Source organism: Cupriavidus sp. 09_S30 (genome assembly GCF_056930435.1).
In genome coordinates, this window is sequence record NZ_JBXOWI010000002.1 from 3,215,316 (window position 1) to 3,232,022 (window position 16,707).

The following is a 16,707-nucleotide window of genomic DNA, read 5'->3' on the forward strand; positions in this document are numbered from 1 at the left end:
GTATCATGGCGGATCCGACTGTCCCTGCTTCTGAACTGCAATGCATCAACCCAACGAGACCCCCGCCTACGATTTCTCCAACGAGGCGCCCGGCGTGCTGTTCGGCCTGCCGATGCCGATGGCACGCGCCTTCGGCCTGCGCGGCGAGGCCATCGGCGATGACCGCGCGCGCGTGCGCATGCAGCACAACGCCGACTACACCAACAGCCGGGGCGACGTCCACGGTGGCGCCATCGCCACGCTGCTCGACTGCGCGCTGTCGTGCGCGGCGCGCGCGCACGATCCGTCCCGCTACGGCGTGGTCACCGTCGACCTGACCGTGCACTTCATCGCACCGGGGCGCGGCGATGTCATCGGCCATGGCTTCTGCGAACGGCGCGGCCGCGCGCTGAGCTTCGTGCGCGGCGAAGTCCGCGACGAAGCCGGCGAGCTGCTCGCGCTCGCCACCGGTACCTTCAAGCTGGTCGAGCGCGCCGCCTGACGGCGCGCACTGGCCGCCCTTTATCCCATCCGTTGCATCGAGGAACCCTACACATGAACGCTGCACCTGCTGCCGCCACCGCCGGCGCGCTTGCCGGCATCCGCGTGGTCGACCTGTCGCGCATCCTGGGCGGCCCGTACTGCGGGCAGATCCTGGGCGACCATGGCGCCGACGTGCTGAAGATCGAGCCGCCGCAGGGCGATGACACCCGTACCTGGGGCCCGCCGTTCAAGGACGGCGTGGCCTCGTACTACTTCGGCCTGAACCGCAACAAGCGCGTGATGAAGCTGGACCTCACCCAGCCCACCGAGCGCGAGGTGCTGCTGGCCCTGCTGGCCGATGCCGACGTGCTGATCGAGAACTTCAAGACCGGCACCATGGAGAAGTGGGGCCTGGGCTATGACACGCTGTCGCAGCGCTTCCCGCGCCTGGTGCACTGCCGGGTGTCCGGCTTCGGCGCGGACGGCCCGCTCGGCGGCCTGCCCGGCTACGACGCCGCCATCCAGGCGATGACCGGCATCATGAGCATCAACGGCGAGGCCGACGGCGATCCCCTGCGCGCGGGTCTGCCGGTGGTCGACATGGTGACCGGCCTGAACGCAGCGCTGGGCGTGCTGCTGGCGCTGCAGGAGCGCGAGCGCAGCGGCCGCGGCCAGTTCGTCGAGGCCGCGCTGTACGACTCCGGCCTGTCGCTGCTGCACCCGCATGCCGCCAACTGGTTCATGAACGGCAAGACCCCGGGCCGCACCGGCAATGCGCATCCCAACATCTACCCTTACGACACCGTGGCCACCGCCACCGATCCGATCTTCCTGGCGGTGGGCAACGACAAGCAGTTCCGCATCCTGTGCGAGCACCTCGGCATCGCCGCGCTGGCCGACGATGAGCGCTACGCCACCGCCGGCGCGCGCTCGGTCAATCGCGCCACGCTGAAGGTGGAACTGGAGCGCTGCATGGCGAAGTTGGACGGCAAGACACTGGCCGACACGCTGGTCGCCGCCGGCGTGCCGTGCGCGCCGGTGCTGTCGGTGCCGGACGCGCTGCGCCATCCGCACACCGCCCATCGCGGCATGGTGGTGGAGATGGAGGGCGGCTACACGGGGCTGGGCGCGCCGGTCAAGCTCAGCCGCACGCCGGCCACGTACCGGCACGCGCCGCTGACGGAAGGGGAGGCGTTCTTGCCGCGTGAGGAGTAGCGGCGGGAGGGGGCGTATGCTGGAGCGAAGGTGTTCGGTATTGGCGAGCGCCTGCCCTCACCCCCGACCCCTCTCCCGCAAGCGGGAGAGGGGAGCAAACCGGCGCGGCGCGAAGCCCGGCGCCAGCCGAAGCCGACCAGATGCGCCAACACCAATCGCCAAGCATAGTGTCTTGGCTCCCTCTCCCCTCATGGGGAGAGGGTTGGGGTGAGGGGTGGTCTAGCAAGGCGCAACGAACAACGAAGCCGTCGGTGTTGTTCAGCCGCCAAGGCAAGACGAAGCCGACAGGATGCGCCAACACCGTCGGCCAAGCATAGTGTCTTGGCTCCCTCTCCCCTCATGGGGAGAGGGTTGGGGTGAGGGGTGGTCTAGCAAGGCGCAACGAACAACGAAGCCGTTGGTGTTGCCCAGCCGCCAAGGCGAGACGAAGCCGACAAGATGCGCCAACACCGTCGGCCAAGCATAGTGTCTTGACCCCCTCTCCCCTCATGGGGAGAGGGTTGGGGAGAGGGGTGGTCTAGCAAGGCGCCACGAACAACGAAGCCGTCGGTGTTGTTCAGCCGCCAAGGCAAGACGAAGCCGACAGGATGCGCCAACACCGTCGGCCATGCACAGTGTCTTGACCCCCTCTCCCCTCAGGGGAGAGGGTTGGGGTGAGGGGTGGTCTAGCAAGGCGTCATGTACAAGCGAAGCCCTCGGTGTTCTACACGCCCGCAGCGCTATCGCATTCCACCCGTGACTCAGCCCGGAATCATCCCCGTCAGCCAGTACGCCTGCACCATGGTGATGATGCCGACGATCACCGCAAACAACAGGCTGTGCTTCACCGTGAAGCGGAACAGCTCCGATTCCTTGCCCACCAGCCCGGTAGCCGCGCAGGCCACGGCGATCGACTGCGGCGAAATCATCTTGCCGGTCACGCCGCCGGTGGTGTTGGCCGCCACCAGCAGGGTATCGTGCACGCCGATCTGGTGTGCGGTGGTGCTCTGCAGCGAGCAGAACAGCGCGTTAGACGAGGTGTCCGAACCGGTCAGGAACACGCCCAGCCAGCCCAGGAAGGGCGAGAAGAAGGGGAAGGCGGCGCCGGTGCCCGCCAGCAGCAGCGCCAGCGTGGACGACATGCCCGAGTAGTTGGCGACGAAGGCGAAGGCCAGCACCAGGCCGATCGACAGGATGGGCCGGCGCAGTTCCAGCAGTGTCTCGCCGAAGGTGGCCAGCAGAGCGCGCGGCTTCATGCGCAGCAGCACCGCCGAGATCAGCGCCGTCAACAGGATGGCGGTGCCCACCGCCGACAGCAGGTCGAGCTTCAGCACGGCCTCGTAGGGCTTGGGCGAGGCCACGATCGGCGCGGCCTTGACCACCATCTGGTCCAGGCCGGGGATCTTGAACTTCAGCACCGTGCCCGCCAGCGCGCCGTTGCCGGCGAACAGGGCCTTGAACGGGGCCAGGCTCCATACGGTGACCACGGCGGTCAGGATCAGGAAGGGCGACCAGGCGCGCAGCGTCTGGCCGGCGCTGTAGGGCGAGGCGGTGCGCGCGCGCGCCATGCCGCCACCCAGGCCGCCGCCGAAGCCCGCCAGTGCCGCCGTGCCGCCGCCGACGGCGGCAGCGGCGCCCGCTGCCTGGCGCGCGCCGCGCGGTTGCCACACCTTCAGGAAGGCTGCCAGCGAGACCAGGCTGACCAGGGCCGAGGTGATGTCCGGCAGTTCCGGGCCGATATGGTTGGAGGTGAAGTACTGCGACACGGCGAAGCTGCCGCCGGCGACCAGCGCCGCCGGCCAGGTTTCCTTGACGCCCTTGGCGCCGTCCATCATGAACACCAGCCAGAACGGCACCGCCAGCGACAGCAGCGGCAGCTGGCGGCCGGCCATGGCGCCGATGTGCATGGCGTCGATGCCGGTCACCTGGCCCGCCACGATGATGGGAATGCCCATCGCGCCGAAGGCAACCGGCGCCGTGTTGGCGATCAGGCACAGCCCGGCCGCGTACAGCGGATTGAAGCCCAGGCCCACCAGCAGCGCCGCGGTGATCGCCACCGGCGCGCCGAAGCCCGCCGCGCCTTCGAGGAAGGCGCCGAATGCGAAGCCGATCAGCAGCATCTGCAGCCGCTGGTCGTCGGTGATGGCCAGCACCGAAGCGCGGATCACGTCGAACTGCCCGGTCTTGACCACGATCTTGTAGAGGAACACCGCGGTCACGATGATCCAGGCGATCGGCCACAGGCCGTAGGCGAAGCCGAAGCCGGCCGCCGCCAGCGCCTGCTGCGCCGGCATGCCGTAGGCGAACACGGCCACGCCGAGCGCCAGCAGCAGGGTGATGGCCGCCGCCACATGGCCCTTCAGGCGCAGCGCGGTCAGCGCCACGAAGAAGAACAGGATGGGAATGGCCGCCGCCAGCGCGGACAGCCCGAGGCTGCCGAGCGGCGTGTAGATCTGGGTCCAGGGTTGCACTTGTCGTCTCCTGAGGGATTTTGGTGAATGGGTGGTGGTGCTTGGGGGCGGCTACTGTTTGTCTTGTCGCCGTTGCTGCCGCGTTCGGCGGCGGCATTCCCGTCGTGTCTCGTCTGTGTTCTTCTAACGTGCGGCCGCGCCGCGCTCGGTTTGCTCCCCTCTCCCATGCAATGGGAGAGGGGCCGGGGGAGAGGGCAAGCGCTCGAGCAAAGCAAACGCCTTCGTTCTGGCGAACGCCTGCCCTCTCCCCCGACCCCTCTCCCGCAAGCGGGAGAGGGGAGCAGACTGTCGCTTTGCTGGTACTTCCCTCGCTACTCCGGCTGCCCGCGCTCGCGCAGCAGGTCCGACAGGCTGCGCTCGGCAGGTACCAGCGGCGCGCGGTGCCGGGTCCAGCCCATCTGCTGCGCTGGCGCCAGCGCGCGCAGCCGCGTGGCGGCCCAGCGGAACAGCCGGTAGCGCGCCGGATGGGCGAAGGCGCCGCTCCAGAAACGCCAGATCAGGTGTTCGCCGCGGCTGTACTTGGCGCCCTGGCCGCGCAGCGGGTGGGCCACCTGTTCGTGCGGGTCGCGGTTGGCCTCGGTGCGCAGCCGCACCAGCAGCTCCGGGATCGGAATGCGTACCGGGCATACCTCGCCGCAGGCGCCGCACAGGCTGGAGGCGGTGGGCAGGTCGGCGGTGGCTTCCAGCCCCAGCAGGTGGGGCGAGATGATCTTGCCGATCGGGCCCGGATAGGTGGTGCCGTAGGCGTGGCCGCCGATGCGCGTATAGACGGGGCAGTGGTTCATGCACGCGCCGCAGCGGATGCACTGCAGCGTGGCGCGCAGCTGAGAGTCGGCATAGGCCTGGCTGCGGCCGTTGTCGAGCAGCACCAGGTGCAGCTCGCGCGGGCCGTCCATCTCGCCGGCGCGGCGCGGGCCCGAGATCAGGTTGAAATAGGTGGTGATGGCCTGGCCGGTGGCCGAGCGCGTCAGCAGGCTCGACAGCGGCACGATGTGCTCCAGCTTCGCCACCACCTTCTCCATGCCCATGATGGCGATGTGCACGTCGGGCACGGTGGTGGACAGGCGGCCGTTGCCCTCGTTCTCCACCAGCCACAGCGTGCCGGTGTCGGCGGCGGCGAAGTTGACCCCCGACAGGCCGATGTCGGCCTCGACGAAAGCCTGGCGCAGCGCGCGCCGGCCGGTCTGGATCAGTTCGTCGACGTCCTCGGTATAGGGCGTGCCCGGGATGTGTTTCTCGAACAGCTCGGCGATGTCGCCGCGCGTCTTGTGGATGGCGGGCATCACGATGTGCGAGGGCTTCTCGCCGGCGAGCTGCACGATGTACTCGCCCATATCGGATTCGATGCAGTCCACGCCGCGCTCGGCGAGGTAATGGTTCAGCTCCATCTCCTCGCTGGCCATCGACTTGCCCTTGATCACCCGGCGCGCGCCGCGCTCCTGGGCGATGCCGTGGATGATGGCGTTGGCCTCGTCGGCGGTCTCGGCCCAGTGCACCTGCACGCCGGCGGCGCTGAGATTTTCCTCAAGCTGCACCAGCAGTTCGGGCAGGCGTGCCAGCGCATGCTGGCGCACCGCCTCGCCCAGGTCGCGCAACTGTTCCAGTTCGTCGCCGTCGGGGAACTGCACGGCGCGCTTGCCTTGCAGGAAGTCCATCGCGCCGCGGAAGCTGGCGCGCAGCTTGGGGTCATCCAGCGCGGCGCGGGCGCGCGCCTTGAAATCGGCGGCGGGCACGAAATGCATGGGTTGGGCGCTCATCGCGGCTCTCCTGGCTCTCCTGCGGGCGCCTGCGCGGCGCCATCTTCGACGATCAGTACCCACAGCCGGCGCGGACCGTGCGCGCCGTAGGCGAGCGTCTGCTGGATGTCGGAGGTCTTGGAGGGCCCGGACACCATCACCAGGTTGGTCGGCATGCCGTCCGCCCAGCGTTCGGCCTGCACCGCTGCGTGCAGGTCGGCGTGCAGCGCGCTGGCGTAGACCAGCGCCACATGCAGCGGCGGCACCAGCGAGACCGTGCGCGGGCTGCCGGCATCGGGCGCCAGCACCAGCGTGCCGGTGGCGGCGATGCCGGAGCGGGCGACGGTGAAGCCGGCGTCCACGGTGTCGAACAGCTCGGCCTTCCATTGCTCCAGAGGCCGCGTGTAGGACATCGGCTGCACGGCGGCCGGCAGGGCGCGCGCCAGCGCGGCGCCTTCGGCGCTGGCCACATCGAGCAGCAGGCGGCGCACCCCGGCCGCGGCCAGTTGCGTGGCCAGCAGCGCGGGCCAGGAAGCAGAGTCGGTGCGCCAGACCTCGGCGTGCGAGGCCTCCAGCGCGCCCTGCATGGCTTGCGCCAGTGCGGCGGCCGACGGGGCGGTGGCCGGGCGGCGTGCCGCGTAGTGGGCGTCGATGCGCCGGTCTAGCGCTGCTGCATCGGCCGCTGTGGCCGGCTGGTTCGCGCCTGGCGGCACGGTGGCTGCGGCCGCGCGCAGCCGGCCGAGCATGCGCTCGCGCGCGCCCTGGCCGCCCTTGGCGAGGTTCGGTGCGCTCATGCCTTGCCCTCCCCGCCGGTGCGGCGCCACAGGAAGCTGGCCAGGTGCTCGACCGGCAGCGGCGCGCCCTGGTGGGTGGCGGCGTGGCCGATATTGAGCAGGCAGCCGCAGTCGGCCGAGACCAGCCGCTCGCAGCCGGTGGCGCAGGCCGAGGCGATCTTGTCCTGGACCATGGCGCCTGAGATGTCGGGGTGCTTCAAGGAGAAGGTGCCGCCGAAGCCGCAGCATTCGGATTCGCGCGCATGTTCGACGCGGGTCACACCGGGCAGGGCGTCGACCATGGCCACGCCATGCTCGCGCGTACCCATTTCTCGACGTGCGCCGCAGGAGGTGTGCAGTACCACCCGCTCGTGCGGCTGGCCGGCCGGCGCGAGGGCGGCCACGTCCAGCTTCAGCACGTGCAGCAGGAATTCGGTGAGCTCGAACACGCGCTCGGCCAGCGCGCGCGCCTTGGGGCCGTTCTCGGCATCGTCCTCGAACAGGCGCGGCCAGTGGTGGCGCATCATGCCGGCGCAGGAGCCGGAGGGCACCACGATGGGCCAGGGCTCGCTGAACAGGTCAAGCTGGGCGCGCGCCACGGCGCGCGCGTCCTCGGGATTGCCGCTGCTGTAGGCGGGCTGGCCGCAGCAGCTCTGCTTGCGGGGAAAGTGGACGGTCAGGCCTTCGCGTTCGAGCAGCCGGACCGCGTCGAGCCCGGCCTGCGGCACGAACAGGTCGACCAGGCAGGTGGCGAACAGGTAGACCTGCGCCGGGGCGGCGGGATATTGCCGTGGAATCATGTCTCGCTCCGCTAGGCTCGGACTGTGCCTGCCTTTGTCTGGGGGTGGGGGACGCCGGCACGCCGGTGCGACCTGCTGCCGCTCGGCGTGTTTCGGCGCATAATTCCCGCTTCCGCGCGGCAGTTCAAATTGGTTGGACCAGTCGTGGCGGCGGCCGGGCAGGAAGGAGTGGACGATGGCGGCGGTGAGGTCGATGACGGTGGCCGGCGGCGCGCGCGGGCGCGTGGAGGCGGTGATGCGCCAGATGGAGACGGCCCTGCTGGACGGCACCTGGACACCCGGCATGCGGCTGCCGGCCGAGCGCCAGCTGGCCGAGCAGTACGCGGTGGCGCGCAATACGGTGCGCGAGGCCATCCAGCGGCTGGCCGCGCGCGGGCTGCTGCAGAGCCGGCGTGGCGCTGGCGTCTATGTGACCGACCAGCTGCGCTCGGGCATCGCCTCGCCCTGGGGGCAGCTGGTGGCCGACCACCCCGCGCTGCGCGACGACATCCTGGAGTTCCGCCGCGTGCTGGAGGGCGCCACTGCCTACTTTGCGGCGCTGCGCGCCGACGCCGGCGATATCCAGCGCATCCGCGCCCTGCTGCAGGAACTGGAGCGCACGCGCGCGACCGACGACAAGGCAGCCGAAGCCGATGCCGACGCGCGCCTGCATGACGCCATCGCCCAGGCCTCGCACAACACCATGTTCCTGCACCTGCACACCAGCGTGATCGGCATGCTGCGCGAGCACATCACCATCAACGGCACCGGCCTGCGCGAGCAGGACGCCAGCGCGTCCGAACGATTGCTGCTGCAGCACCGTACCCTGTGCGAGGCCATCTGCGCGCGCCGCCCCGAGGAGGCGCGCACGGCCATGCAGGCCCATATCGATTTCGTGCGCAGCGAGGTCGAGCGCGAGGCCGACTGAGCCTGGCTAGGCCCGGCAGGGGCATGCCGGGCCCCTCGGAGAGCGGGGAATTGGTCCAACCCGGGGCCAACCCGGGTTCGATCTGACGCGCCGGGCGGCGCGTCGGACTCAGATCAGCTCGACTGCCGCGAGCTCGCGCTTCAGGTAGGCGTAGAAGATGGGGCCGGCGATGACGCCGGGAATGCCGTACAAGGTCTCCATCAGCAGCATCACCGTCAGCAGTTCCCAGGCCGCGGCCTGAATGCGCGCGCCGATGATGCGGGCATTGAGGAAGTACTCCAGCTTGTGGATCAACACCAGGTAGAACAGCGAGGCCACGGCGATGGGCAGGGACACCGACAGCGACGACACCACGATGGCGGTGTTCGAGATCAGGTTGCCCAGCACCGGCAGCAGGCCGACGATGAAGGTGATGACCACCAGCGTCTTGCCCAGCGGCAGGTGCACGCCGAACAGCGGCAGCACCAGCAGCAGGTAGATGGCCGTCATCGCGGTGTTGATCAGGGAGATCTGGACCTGCGCGAAGATGAACTGCGCGAAGGCGCGCTGCAGCATGCGCGCGCGCTCCACCAGCGCGGCCGCCAGCGGCCGCCGGTTCGGCTTGGAGATGGCGCGGTAGAGCGCCACCAGGGCGCCGATCACGCAGCCCACCAGGATGTGCACCAGCGTGCGCAGCACCTCGGCACCCAGCTTCTGTGCCATCTGCGCGTGCTCGCGCAGCCAGTGGATCAGCGTGTTGGCCAGTTCGTCCACGCCGCGCGGCAGCGCATCGCTGATCCAGGCCGGCAGCTGGCCGCGCGAGCGGTCGATGATGTCGGCCACGTGGTCGAGCAGGCTGTCGAGGGTCCTGCCTTCGCCGCCGACGAAGCGCGCCAGCGCCCAGCCGGCCAGGCCCAGCGCCAGCAGGATCAGGGCGCTGAGAATGGCCACGGCCAGCGCATCATGCTTCTGGTGCAGGCGCTTCAGCTTCGGCGCCAGCACGTCGACCAGCGAATACAGCAGCAGCCCCGAGAGCAGCGCGGCGACCAGGTTGGCCTGCAGCACCACCCAGAGTGACAGCGCGCTCAGCGTATAGGCGATCGTGCCGACGTTGACCCAGGCCGGCAGCGCGTTGCGCTGCGACGGGTTAGGTTCGGGTTCCTTCATGAGTTCTCCAATGCGGTGCCGATGTGCCGGCACCGTCTCTCTGCAACGATTGTCTGCGCGGCCGGGGCCGATGGCAAGGGCGGCAGGTGGCGCGCAGGGCAGGGTTTGCGCGATGATGCGTGTAGCGCGCGCAGCGAGCCGGATGCGCGCTCGATGCGTGCCGCCCGTGGCTTCGTCACGCGAGCCGCCAACCGCAGGAGCCAACGTGCCAGTCCCGACACCGTCAGCCCTCGCCGTCTCCGCCGCTCCCGGCGCCTGTCGTTTCGCCCAGGGAGGTTGAACGCCGTGGCCTTCACCCATACCGTCGGCGCGCAGCGCCATGTCTTCGCCGACCTGAAGACCCTGCTGGCCAAGGCCGGCCCGGCGCGCTCGGGCGACTGCCTGGCCGGCGTGGCCGCCGCCAGCGAGGCGGAGCGCATGGCCGCCCGCATGGCGCTGGCCGAGCTGCCGCTGTCGCATTTCCTGTCCGAGGCGGTTGTACCCTACGAAGATGACGAAGTCACCCGTCTGATCGTCGACGGCCACGACGCCGCTGCCTTCCGCGAGATCGCGGCGCTGACCGTGGGCGGCCTGCGCGACTGGCTGCTGCTGCACGAGACCGATGCCGCCGTGCTGGCGCGCGTGGCGCCCGGCATCACCCCGGAGATGGCGGCGGCGGCCAGCAAGCTGATGCGCAACCAGGACCTGATCTCGGTCGCGCGCAAGTGCCGCGTGGTCACGCGTTTCCGCAATACCATCGGCCTGCCGGGCAGGCTGTCGGTGCGCCTGCAGCCCAACCACCCCACCGACGACCCCAAGGGCATCGCCGCTGCCATCATCGACGGCCTGCTCTACGGCTGCGGCGACGCCACCATCGGCATCAATCCCGCCTCCGACAACCTGGCCGCCATCGTCGCCCTGCTGCGCCTGGTGGACGAGCTGCGCTGCCGCTTCGACGTGCCCACGCAGTCCTGCGTGCTCACGCACGTCACCAACACGCTGCGCGCCATCGAGCAGGGCGCCCCGGTGGACCTGGTGTTCCAGTCGGTGGCCGGCAGCCAGCGCGCCAATGCCGCCTTCGGGATCGACCTGGCGCTGCTGGCCGAAGCGCGGGATGCGGCGCGCGCGCTGGCGCGCGGCACCGTGGGCGACAACCTGATGTACTTCGAGACGGGGCAGGGCAGCGCACTTTCGGCCAATGCGCACCACGGCGTCGACCAGCAGACCATGGAAGCGCGCGCCTATGCCGTGGCGCGCGCCTTCTCGCCGCTGCTGGTCAACACCGTGGTCGGCTTCATCGGGCCGGAGTACCTGTACGACGGCAAGCAGATCATCCGCGCCGGGCTGGAAGACCATTTCTGCGGCAAGCTGCTGGGCCTGCCGATGGGCTGCGACGTCTGCTACACCAACCACGCCGAGGCCGACCAGGACGACATGGACACGCTGCTGACCCTGTTCGGCGTGGCGGGCATCAACTTCATCATGGGCGTGCCGGGGGCCGACGACATCATGCTGAACTACCAGAGCACGTCCTTCCACGACGCCCTCTACCTGCGCGAGACGCAGGGCCTGCGCCCGGCCCCCGAGTTCGAAGCCTGGCTGCGGCGCATGGGCATCGTCGACGACGCCGGCCGCTTGCAGCAGCCCCCGGAACGCCAGCCGCTGCTGCAACTCGCGCACGACTTGTGAGGTCACCGCCATGACCGAGCCGGCCAAGCCAGCCGCACCGACAGTACCTGCGGCACCGTCCGATTCCGGCACGCCGAGCGATGCCTGGGACCGCCTGCGCCGCTTCACCCCCGCGCGCATCGCCCTCGGCCGTGCAGGCCACAGCCAGACCACGGAAACGGTACTGGCCTTCGGCCTGGCGCACGCCCAGGCGCGCGACGCCGTGCACGAACCGCTGGCGCGCGCGGCCATCGGCCAGGCCCTGGATGCCGCCGGGCTGGCCTGGCTGGGCGTGCACAGTGCCGCCGCCGACCGCCAGCACTACCTGCGCCGGCCCGACCTGGGCCGCCGCCTGGATGACGCCGGCCGTGCCGCGCTGGCGCAGGCACGCACGAACCCCGGCCCCGACGTGGTCTTCGTGATCGCCGACGGCCTGTCGGCCATCGCGGCACAGCGCCACGCCCTGCCGGTGCTGGAGGCCGTGCGCGGGCTGCTGCCTGGCTGGCGCATCGGCCCGGTGGTCGTCGCTGAACAGGCGCGGGTGGCATTGGGCGATGAGATCGGCGCAGAAATGGGTACGCGCCAGGTCGTGATGCTGATCGGCGAGCGGCCCGGCCTCAGCTCACCGGACAGCCTGGGCATCTACCTGACCCACGCGCCGCGCGTCGGCCGTACCGATGCCGAGCGCAACTGCATCTCCAATGTGCGCCCGGAAGGCTTGTCCTATACGCAGGCGGCGGCGCGGCTGGCCTTCCTGCTGCGCGGGGCGCTGGCGCTGGGGCGCTCGGGCGTCGATCTGAAGGACGACAGTGCGACGCAGCTGGCGCCGCCTGAATCACACTGAAACGCCCAGGCCGGCCCCGGCTCAGTCCGGGCGCAGGCCGGCCGCCTGCACCACGCCGCGCCACCGGCGCAGTTCGGCGCTGACTCTTTCGCCCAGCTGGGCCGGCGTGCTGGCCTGCACATAGGCGCCCTGGTCGGCGATCCGTGCCGCGACGGTGGGGTCCGCCAGTGCCTGGCCGAGTGCACGATGGAGCCTGGCAACCACGGCCGGCGGCGTGCCGGCCGGCGCGAACATCGCATACCACTGATCCACCGAGACGCCGCCCACGCCGGCTTCCCTGAGCGTGGGCACGTCCGGCAGCAGCGGCGTGCGGCGGTCGCCCGCCACCGCCAGCGCGCGCAGCTTGCCGCTCTTGATCTGCGGGTAGGCGGTGAACAAGCTGGGGAACATCACCTGCGCATTGCCTGCCACCACATCCAACAGCGCGGGTGCCGATCCCTTATAGGGCACGTGCAGCAGCTCGGCGCCGGTGACCAGGCGGAACAGCTCGGCGGTAACATGCGGCGCCGTGCCGTTGCCGGCGGAAGCGTAGTTCAGCCGCGCCTCCCTCCTTCGCGCCAGCGCGACAAACTGCCCGACGTCCTTCGCCGCGACGCCATCGTTGACGACCAGCACGGTGGGCGAGCTGGCCACCAGGCCGATGGGGGCGAAATCCTTGACCGGGTCGTAGCGCAGCTTCTGCAGCGCGGGGCTGATGCCGTGCGTGGCGATGTAGCCGAACAGGATGGTGTGGCCGTCGGGGCTGGCGCGTGCGACATACTCCGCGGCGATCGCCCCGTTGGCCCCGGCCTTGTTCTCGACGATCACCGGCTTGCCCAGCGTGCTTGTCATGTGCTGTGCCAGCACGCGGGCCATGGCGTCGTTGGCGCCGCCGGCGGCAGTGGGTACCACAATGGTGACGGTCTTGTCGGGGAAAGCCTGGGCCGGGCCGAAAGGCAGCGCGGCCAGCAGGGCGACGGCCAGCGCGGTTGCCAGCCGCCAGATTGTGGGCGCGTGGATCGCGTGCTTCATGTCTTGTCTCCTGGTTCTTGTGGACCGGGCAGGCGGCTGTGCGCGCGCAGCCCGGTGTCTCGGGATTGCCCAGCGATCAGGGGAGCGCCGGCGTGGTAAGACTCAGCCGCCAAGGGCGTCGAGCGGCACGGACAGCTGGCCTTTCATGATCCGGCGCGCTGTCCGTATCACGCTGGCGCCGCGCACCTGTACGTCTGGGCCGATGCGTTCCGCACGTACCGCAATCTCGATACAACCGGCAGGGTGCAGGATGGCTGCGCGTCCCCCCGCCGCTTGCCCGCTGCCGTCGGCAAGGCCGGCATAGCGCCGGACCAGCGTGCCCGGCGTGAACATGGCCACCGCGATGCCGATGGCCCCGGTCACCGCATGCGCGCGGTGGCAGCATGCCGGCGTGAAGTAGCGTGACAGCACTGCGGCCGGCCGCCCGGCGGCGCCGATCACCGCCGGCTTGGGCACGACGCTGCCGCCCACCTCGCCCATGCCCATGCGCCGGCCGGCTTCGCGCCGCAGCGCCTCCAGCCGGGCCAGCAGCGCGGCCTGGGCGTCGAGTTCCGCCGGCGTTTCGTCGCCGCGCAGCCCGAGCGCATCGGCGGCCACGATCATCAGCGGCATGGCCGCGTCAATGCAGGTCACCGGCACGCCGTCGATCAGCTCGAGCCGCTTGCCGGTGGGGAACAGTGCGCCGGTCACACCGCCCCAGGCGCCGGCGAAGTCGATCAGGATGGGCGCGCCGGTGCCGGCTACGCCGTCGATGCGTGTGTCGCCCTCATAAGTGACGCTACCGCCCGGTGTCTGCACGATCGCCTCCACCACCGAGCTGGTGTTGACGTTGAAGATGCGCACGCGGGTCTCGCCATCGCGGGCAGTCACCAGGCCCTCTTCCACCGCGAAAGGCGCCACGGCCGCGAGCATATTTCCGCAGTTGGGCCGTGTGTCCACCAGCGCCTGCTGCGTGGCGACCTGGGCGAACAGGTAGTCGATGTCGCAGCCGGCGCGCGTCGAGCGCGCCACGATGGCGGCCTTGCTGGTCAGCGGGTTGCCGCCACCGATGCCGTCGACCTGCAGTTCATGCGGCGAACCGAGCGCCGCCAGCAAGATGCGATCCCGCCTGGCCGGGTCTGCGGGCAGCCAGTCGGCGCGGAACACGGGTCCGCGCGAGGTGCCGCCGCGCATCAGTACGCAGGGAATGTCCTTGTGCATGGCTGCCATCTTGGTTGGCGTGCCATACTTTGTGAATTGCAATGATCGGAAGGACAGTTGCATGGCACGCATCAATTTCGATTTGCAGGAGCTGCAGGCCTTTGTTGCTGTCGCGGAACGGAGCTCCTTTCGCGCCGCTGCCGAGGACCTGCACCTGTCGGCCCCCGCATTGAGCCGCCGCATCGAAAAGCTGGAGGGTTTGCTGGGTGCCCGCCTGTTCGAACGCAGCACGCGCCACGTCACCGTGACCAATGTGGGGCGGCTGTTCCTCGACCACGCGCGTGCTGCGCTGGAGGAACTGGAGAGCGGCCTGCTTGGCATTTCCGACCTGGCTTTGCAACGCAGCGGCCTGGTCACGGTAGCCTGCGTGCCATCCGCCGCCTACTACTTCCTGCCTTCCGTGATGGCGGAATTCTCGGAACGCTATCCGCGCATCCGGGTACGCATCCTCGACGAGAGCGCCAACACGGTGCTCAATGCGGTGATCGCGGGACGGGCGGATTTCGGTGTCAGTTTCCTGGGCACGCAGGAGCCGGAGGTGCGCTTCGAGCGCATCTTCAGCGAACGCTTCGTCCTCGCCGTGCGCAACGACCACCGCCTGGCATCACGGCGCAGGGTGCGTTGGGAAGAACTGGCCGACGAACGTTTCATGACGGTCGACCGTTCGAGTGGGAACCGCGTGCTGCTCGATGCCGCGCTGGCAGAGTTGCCGCGCCGGCCCACGGGATTCTTCGAGGTGGCGCACGTGTCCTCCCTGCTTGGCCTGGTCGAGGCCGGACTGGGCGTGGCGGCCGTGCCGAGGCTGGCGTTGCCGGTCAGCGGCCATCCGACGCTGCGCGCCATCGCGCTGGTGGAGCCGGAGGTATCGCGCACGCTTGGCCTGATCGCGCGCCGCGGCAGGCCGGTCACCGGCGCCGCGGGCGTGCTGTATGGCCTGCTGCAGCAGGCAGCGAGGCGGGCGCGCTAGTGCTCGCCGCCCAGCGCCGCCCAGCACCTCGCTTCCGCGCAGGCCTCAGCCGCTGGCGGCGTGCAATGGCGCGAGCTCAGGCGGAACGTTGCCGCTCAGCCCGCCTCGAACACCCGCCCAGGATTCAGGATATTGCGCGGATCCAGCGCCTGCTTCAGCGTGCGCATCAGCGCCAGTTCCGCGGGCGAGCGCGAGTGGTGCAGATAGGGCTTCTTGTGCAGGCCGATGCCGTGCTCGGCCGAGATGCTGCCTGCGAACTCGCCGACCACGCCGTAGACGACGGCTTCGATTTCCGCTTCCGGGAAGGACTGGCCGGTCGCGCCCGGGAGATGCACGCTGACGTGCAAATTGCTGTCGCCGACGTGGCCGAAGTTGACCAGTTCGGCCTGCGGCCACACGGCGAGGACGCGCGCGCGCAGGGTGTCGGCGAAGCTGCCGATGCGGCCGATCGGCAGGCTGACGTCGAAGGCGGCGTTGGGCGCCCACATCTGGGGAAACTCGGCCACGGCGTCGCGCAGCGCCCAGCAGGCGTCGGCCTCCTTCTGGCTGGAGGCAAGCGCGGCGTCGGCGATCAGGCCGTCTTCCATGGCGGACTCCAGCATGGCCTCGAAGGCGGGGGCGTCGAGGGCGCTGTCGTTGCCTTGCAGGTCGAGCAGCACGTAGAAGGGGTGGCCAGCCGGCAGCGGCGCGCGGATGCCGGCGATGCGGCTGGTGACCAGGCCGTAATAGTCCGCCCACATGACTTCGAAGGCGGAGAGCCGACCCGACAGGCGGCGCTGCGCGTGGCGCAGGAGCGCGACCACGTCGTCGTAGCGCGACAGCGCGCACAGCGCGGTCTGCGTACAGGCGGGCAGCGGTGCGAGTCGCAGCACCGCGCGTGTCACCACGCCCAGCGTGCCTTCGCTGCCCACGAAGAGCTGCCGCAGGTCATAGCCGGCATTGTTCTTCTGCATCTTATTAAGCGAGCTGAGCACGGTGCCGTCGGCCAGCACTGCCTCGAGCCCGAGCACCTGGTCGCGTGCCATGCCGTAGCGGATCACGCGGTTGCCTCCGGCATTGGTGGCGATATTGCCGCCGATCTGGCAACTGCCGCGCGCGCCGAGATCCAGCGCAAGCAGCCAGCCCGCCTCGCGCGCCGCTTCCTGGGCGGCCTGCAGCGTGGTGCCGGCCAGCACGGTCATGGTGCCGGCCTGGGCGTCGATTTCCTCCACGCCGCGCATGCGCTCGAGCGACAGCACCAGTTCGCCGCCGCGCGGCGTGGCGCCGGCCGCCAGCCCGGTCATGCCGCCCTGCGGCACCACCGGCTGGCCATGCCGGTGGCAGGCGGCCAGCACCGCCGAGACCTCGCGCGTGTTACGGGGACGCGCCACGGCCAGTGGCGGTTGTGGATCGAGCGGGGCGTACCAGTCCTTGCGGAAGCGCGTCTCGATGTCCGCGCCGGTCTGCAGGCCGGCGCTGTCGAGCGCCTCGCGCAGGTCGCGCAGCAGTGCGGCGCTTGCCGGGGGCGTGTTGGAGTCGGGCATGGCGGCGGTGCGGGCACGTTGGCGGA

14 protein-coding genes are annotated in these 16,707 nt (G+C 70.2%); 6 read left to right on the plus strand and 8 right to left on the minus strand.

From position 1 onward, the window contains the following. Positions 1-40 precede the first annotated feature (40 nt). Both AC1Z3O_RS34550 and AC1Z3O_RS34555 read left to right on the plus strand, forming a co-directional pair. Positions 41-481, plus strand: a complete 441-nt coding sequence (locus tag AC1Z3O_RS34550) for a PaaI family thioesterase (RefSeq protein ID WP_483521730.1) — start codon at positions 41-43, stop codon at positions 479-481. 53 nt (positions 482-534) lie between these two features. Beyond that, entirely contained in the window at positions 535-1,677 is a 1,143-nt protein-coding gene (locus AC1Z3O_RS34555) for a CaiB/BaiF CoA transferase family protein (protein WP_483521732.1), read from the plus strand. A 740-nt stretch (positions 1,678-2,417) separates the two neighbouring features. On the opposite strand, the gene AC1Z3O_RS34560 is transcribed toward AC1Z3O_RS34555, so the two are convergent. The 4 genes from AC1Z3O_RS34560 to AC1Z3O_RS34575 form a co-directional block, all read right to left on the minus strand. Further along, the gene (locus AC1Z3O_RS34560) at positions 2,418-4,127 is read right to left on the minus strand and encodes a lactate permease LctP family transporter (protein ID WP_483521734.1); all 1,710 of its coding nucleotides are present in this window, start codon (positions 4,125-4,127) and stop codon (positions 2,418-2,420) included. 311 nt (positions 4,128-4,438) lie between these two features. Further along, positions 4,439-5,884 (minus strand): LutB/LldF family L-lactate oxidation iron-sulfur protein, encoded by a 1,446-nt coding sequence (locus tag AC1Z3O_RS34565; protein WP_483521736.1) that lies wholly within the window; start codon positions 5,882-5,884, stop codon positions 4,439-4,441. Next, positions 5,881-6,657, minus strand: a complete 777-nt coding sequence (locus tag AC1Z3O_RS34570; RefSeq protein ID WP_483521738.1) for a LutC/YkgG family protein — start codon at positions 6,655-6,657, stop codon at positions 5,881-5,883. The genes AC1Z3O_RS34565 and AC1Z3O_RS34570 overlap by 4 nt, the downstream gene beginning before the upstream one ends. Then, positions 6,654-7,436: a (Fe-S)-binding protein gene (locus tag AC1Z3O_RS34575; RefSeq protein ID WP_483521740.1), complete on the minus strand. Its 783-nt coding sequence runs from the start codon at positions 7,434-7,436 to the stop codon at positions 6,654-6,656. The genes AC1Z3O_RS34570 and AC1Z3O_RS34575 overlap by 4 nt, the downstream gene beginning before the upstream one ends. 235 nt (positions 7,437-7,671) lie before the next feature. Between AC1Z3O_RS34575 and AC1Z3O_RS34580 the strand changes: the two genes are divergently transcribed. Then, complete coding sequence (locus AC1Z3O_RS34580) at positions 7,672-8,343, plus strand: FadR/GntR family transcriptional regulator (protein ID WP_483522147.1); 672 nt, start codon at positions 7,672-7,674, stop codon at positions 8,341-8,343. A 108-nt stretch (positions 8,344-8,451) separates the two neighbouring features. On the opposite strand, the gene AC1Z3O_RS34585 is transcribed toward AC1Z3O_RS34580, so the two are convergent. Then, complete coding sequence (locus AC1Z3O_RS34585; protein ID WP_483521742.1) at positions 8,452-9,489, minus strand: AI-2E family transporter; 1,038 nt, start codon at positions 9,487-9,489, stop codon at positions 8,452-8,454. Between the two features lie 285 nt (positions 9,490-9,774). Here AC1Z3O_RS34585 and AC1Z3O_RS34590 point away from each other — a divergent pair, with 285 nt between their 5' ends. Both AC1Z3O_RS34590 and eutC read left to right on the plus strand, forming a co-directional pair. Next, positions 9,775-11,157 carry an ethanolamine ammonia-lyase subunit EutB gene (locus AC1Z3O_RS34590; RefSeq protein WP_483521744.1) on the plus strand — a complete coding sequence of 461 codons (1,383 nt, stop codon included), beginning with the start codon at positions 9,775-9,777 and terminating at the stop codon, positions 11,155-11,157. Positions 11,158-11,167: 10 nt separating this feature from the next. Beyond that, positions 11,168-11,980 (plus strand): ethanolamine ammonia-lyase subunit EutC, encoded by an 813-nt coding sequence (gene eutC, locus AC1Z3O_RS34595; RefSeq protein ID WP_483521746.1) that lies wholly within the window; start codon positions 11,168-11,170, stop codon positions 11,978-11,980. Positions 11,981-12,001: 21 nt separating this feature from the next. On the opposite strand, the gene AC1Z3O_RS34600 is transcribed toward eutC, so the two are convergent. Continuing rightward, entirely contained in the window at positions 12,002-12,991 is a 990-nt protein-coding gene (locus AC1Z3O_RS34600; protein WP_483521748.1) for a Bug family tripartite tricarboxylate transporter substrate binding protein, read from the minus strand. Between the two features lie 102 nt (positions 12,992-13,093). Further along, positions 13,094-14,254, minus strand: coding sequence for a 4-oxalomesaconate tautomerase (locus tag AC1Z3O_RS34605; RefSeq protein ID WP_483521750.1), 1,161 nt, complete (start codon positions 14,252-14,254; stop codon positions 13,094-13,096). On the opposite strand from AC1Z3O_RS34605, the gene AC1Z3O_RS34610 reads away from it, so the two are divergent. Beyond that, positions 14,253-15,158, plus strand: coding sequence for a LysR substrate-binding domain-containing protein (locus AC1Z3O_RS34610; RefSeq protein ID WP_483521752.1), 906 nt, complete (start codon positions 14,253-14,255; stop codon positions 15,156-15,158). The genes AC1Z3O_RS34605 and AC1Z3O_RS34610 overlap by 2 nt on opposite strands. 95 nt (positions 15,159-15,253) lie before the next feature. On the opposite strand, the gene AC1Z3O_RS34615 is transcribed toward AC1Z3O_RS34610, so the two are convergent. Further along, positions 15,254-16,681, minus strand: a complete 1,428-nt coding sequence (locus AC1Z3O_RS34615) for an FAD-binding oxidoreductase (protein ID WP_483521754.1) — start codon at positions 16,679-16,681, stop codon at positions 15,254-15,256. Positions 16,682-16,707: the final 26 nt, after the last annotated feature.

Excerpts from the sequence above, each read along its gene's own strand:
- eutC (WP_483521746.1), top strand. The coding sequence starts at position 11,168 with ATGACCGAGCCGGCCAAGCCAGCCGCACCGACAGTACCTGCGGCACCG.
- AC1Z3O_RS34575 (WP_483521740.1), bottom strand. The coding sequence starts at position 7,436 with ATGATTCCACGGCAATATCCCGCCGCCCCGGCGCAGGTCTACCTGTTC.
- AC1Z3O_RS34580 (WP_483522147.1), top strand. The coding sequence starts at position 7,672 with ATGCGCCAGATGGAGACGGCCCTGCTGGACGGCACCTGGACACCCGGC.
- AC1Z3O_RS34615 (WP_483521754.1), bottom strand. The coding sequence starts at position 16,681 with ATGCCCGACTCCAACACGCCCCCGGCAAGCGCCGCACTGCTGCGCGAC.
- AC1Z3O_RS34570 (WP_483521738.1), bottom strand. The coding sequence starts at position 6,657 with ATGAGCGCACCGAACCTCGCCAAGGGCGGCCAGGGCGCGCGCGAGCGC.
- AC1Z3O_RS34550 (WP_483521730.1), top strand. The coding sequence starts at position 41 with ATGCATCAACCCAACGAGACCCCCGCCTACGATTTCTCCAACGAGGCG.
- AC1Z3O_RS34565 (WP_483521736.1), bottom strand. The coding sequence starts at position 5,884 with ATGAGCGCCCAACCCATGCATTTCGTGCCCGCCGCCGATTTCAAGGCG.
- AC1Z3O_RS34555 (WP_483521732.1), top strand. The coding sequence starts at position 535 with ATGAACGCTGCACCTGCTGCCGCCACCGCCGGCGCGCTTGCCGGCATC.
- AC1Z3O_RS34610 (WP_483521752.1), top strand. The coding sequence starts at position 14,253 with ATGGCACGCATCAATTTCGATTTGCAGGAGCTGCAGGCCTTTGTTGCT.
- AC1Z3O_RS34585 (WP_483521742.1), bottom strand. The coding sequence starts at position 9,489 with ATGAAGGAACCCGAACCTAACCCGTCGCAGCGCAACGCGCTGCCGGCC.
- AC1Z3O_RS34600 (WP_483521748.1), bottom strand. The coding sequence starts at position 12,991 with ATGAAGCACGCGATCCACGCGCCCACAATCTGGCGGCTGGCAACCGCG.
- AC1Z3O_RS34605 (WP_483521750.1), bottom strand. The coding sequence starts at position 14,254 with ATGCAACTGTCCTTCCGATCATTGCAATTCACAAAGTATGGCACGCCA.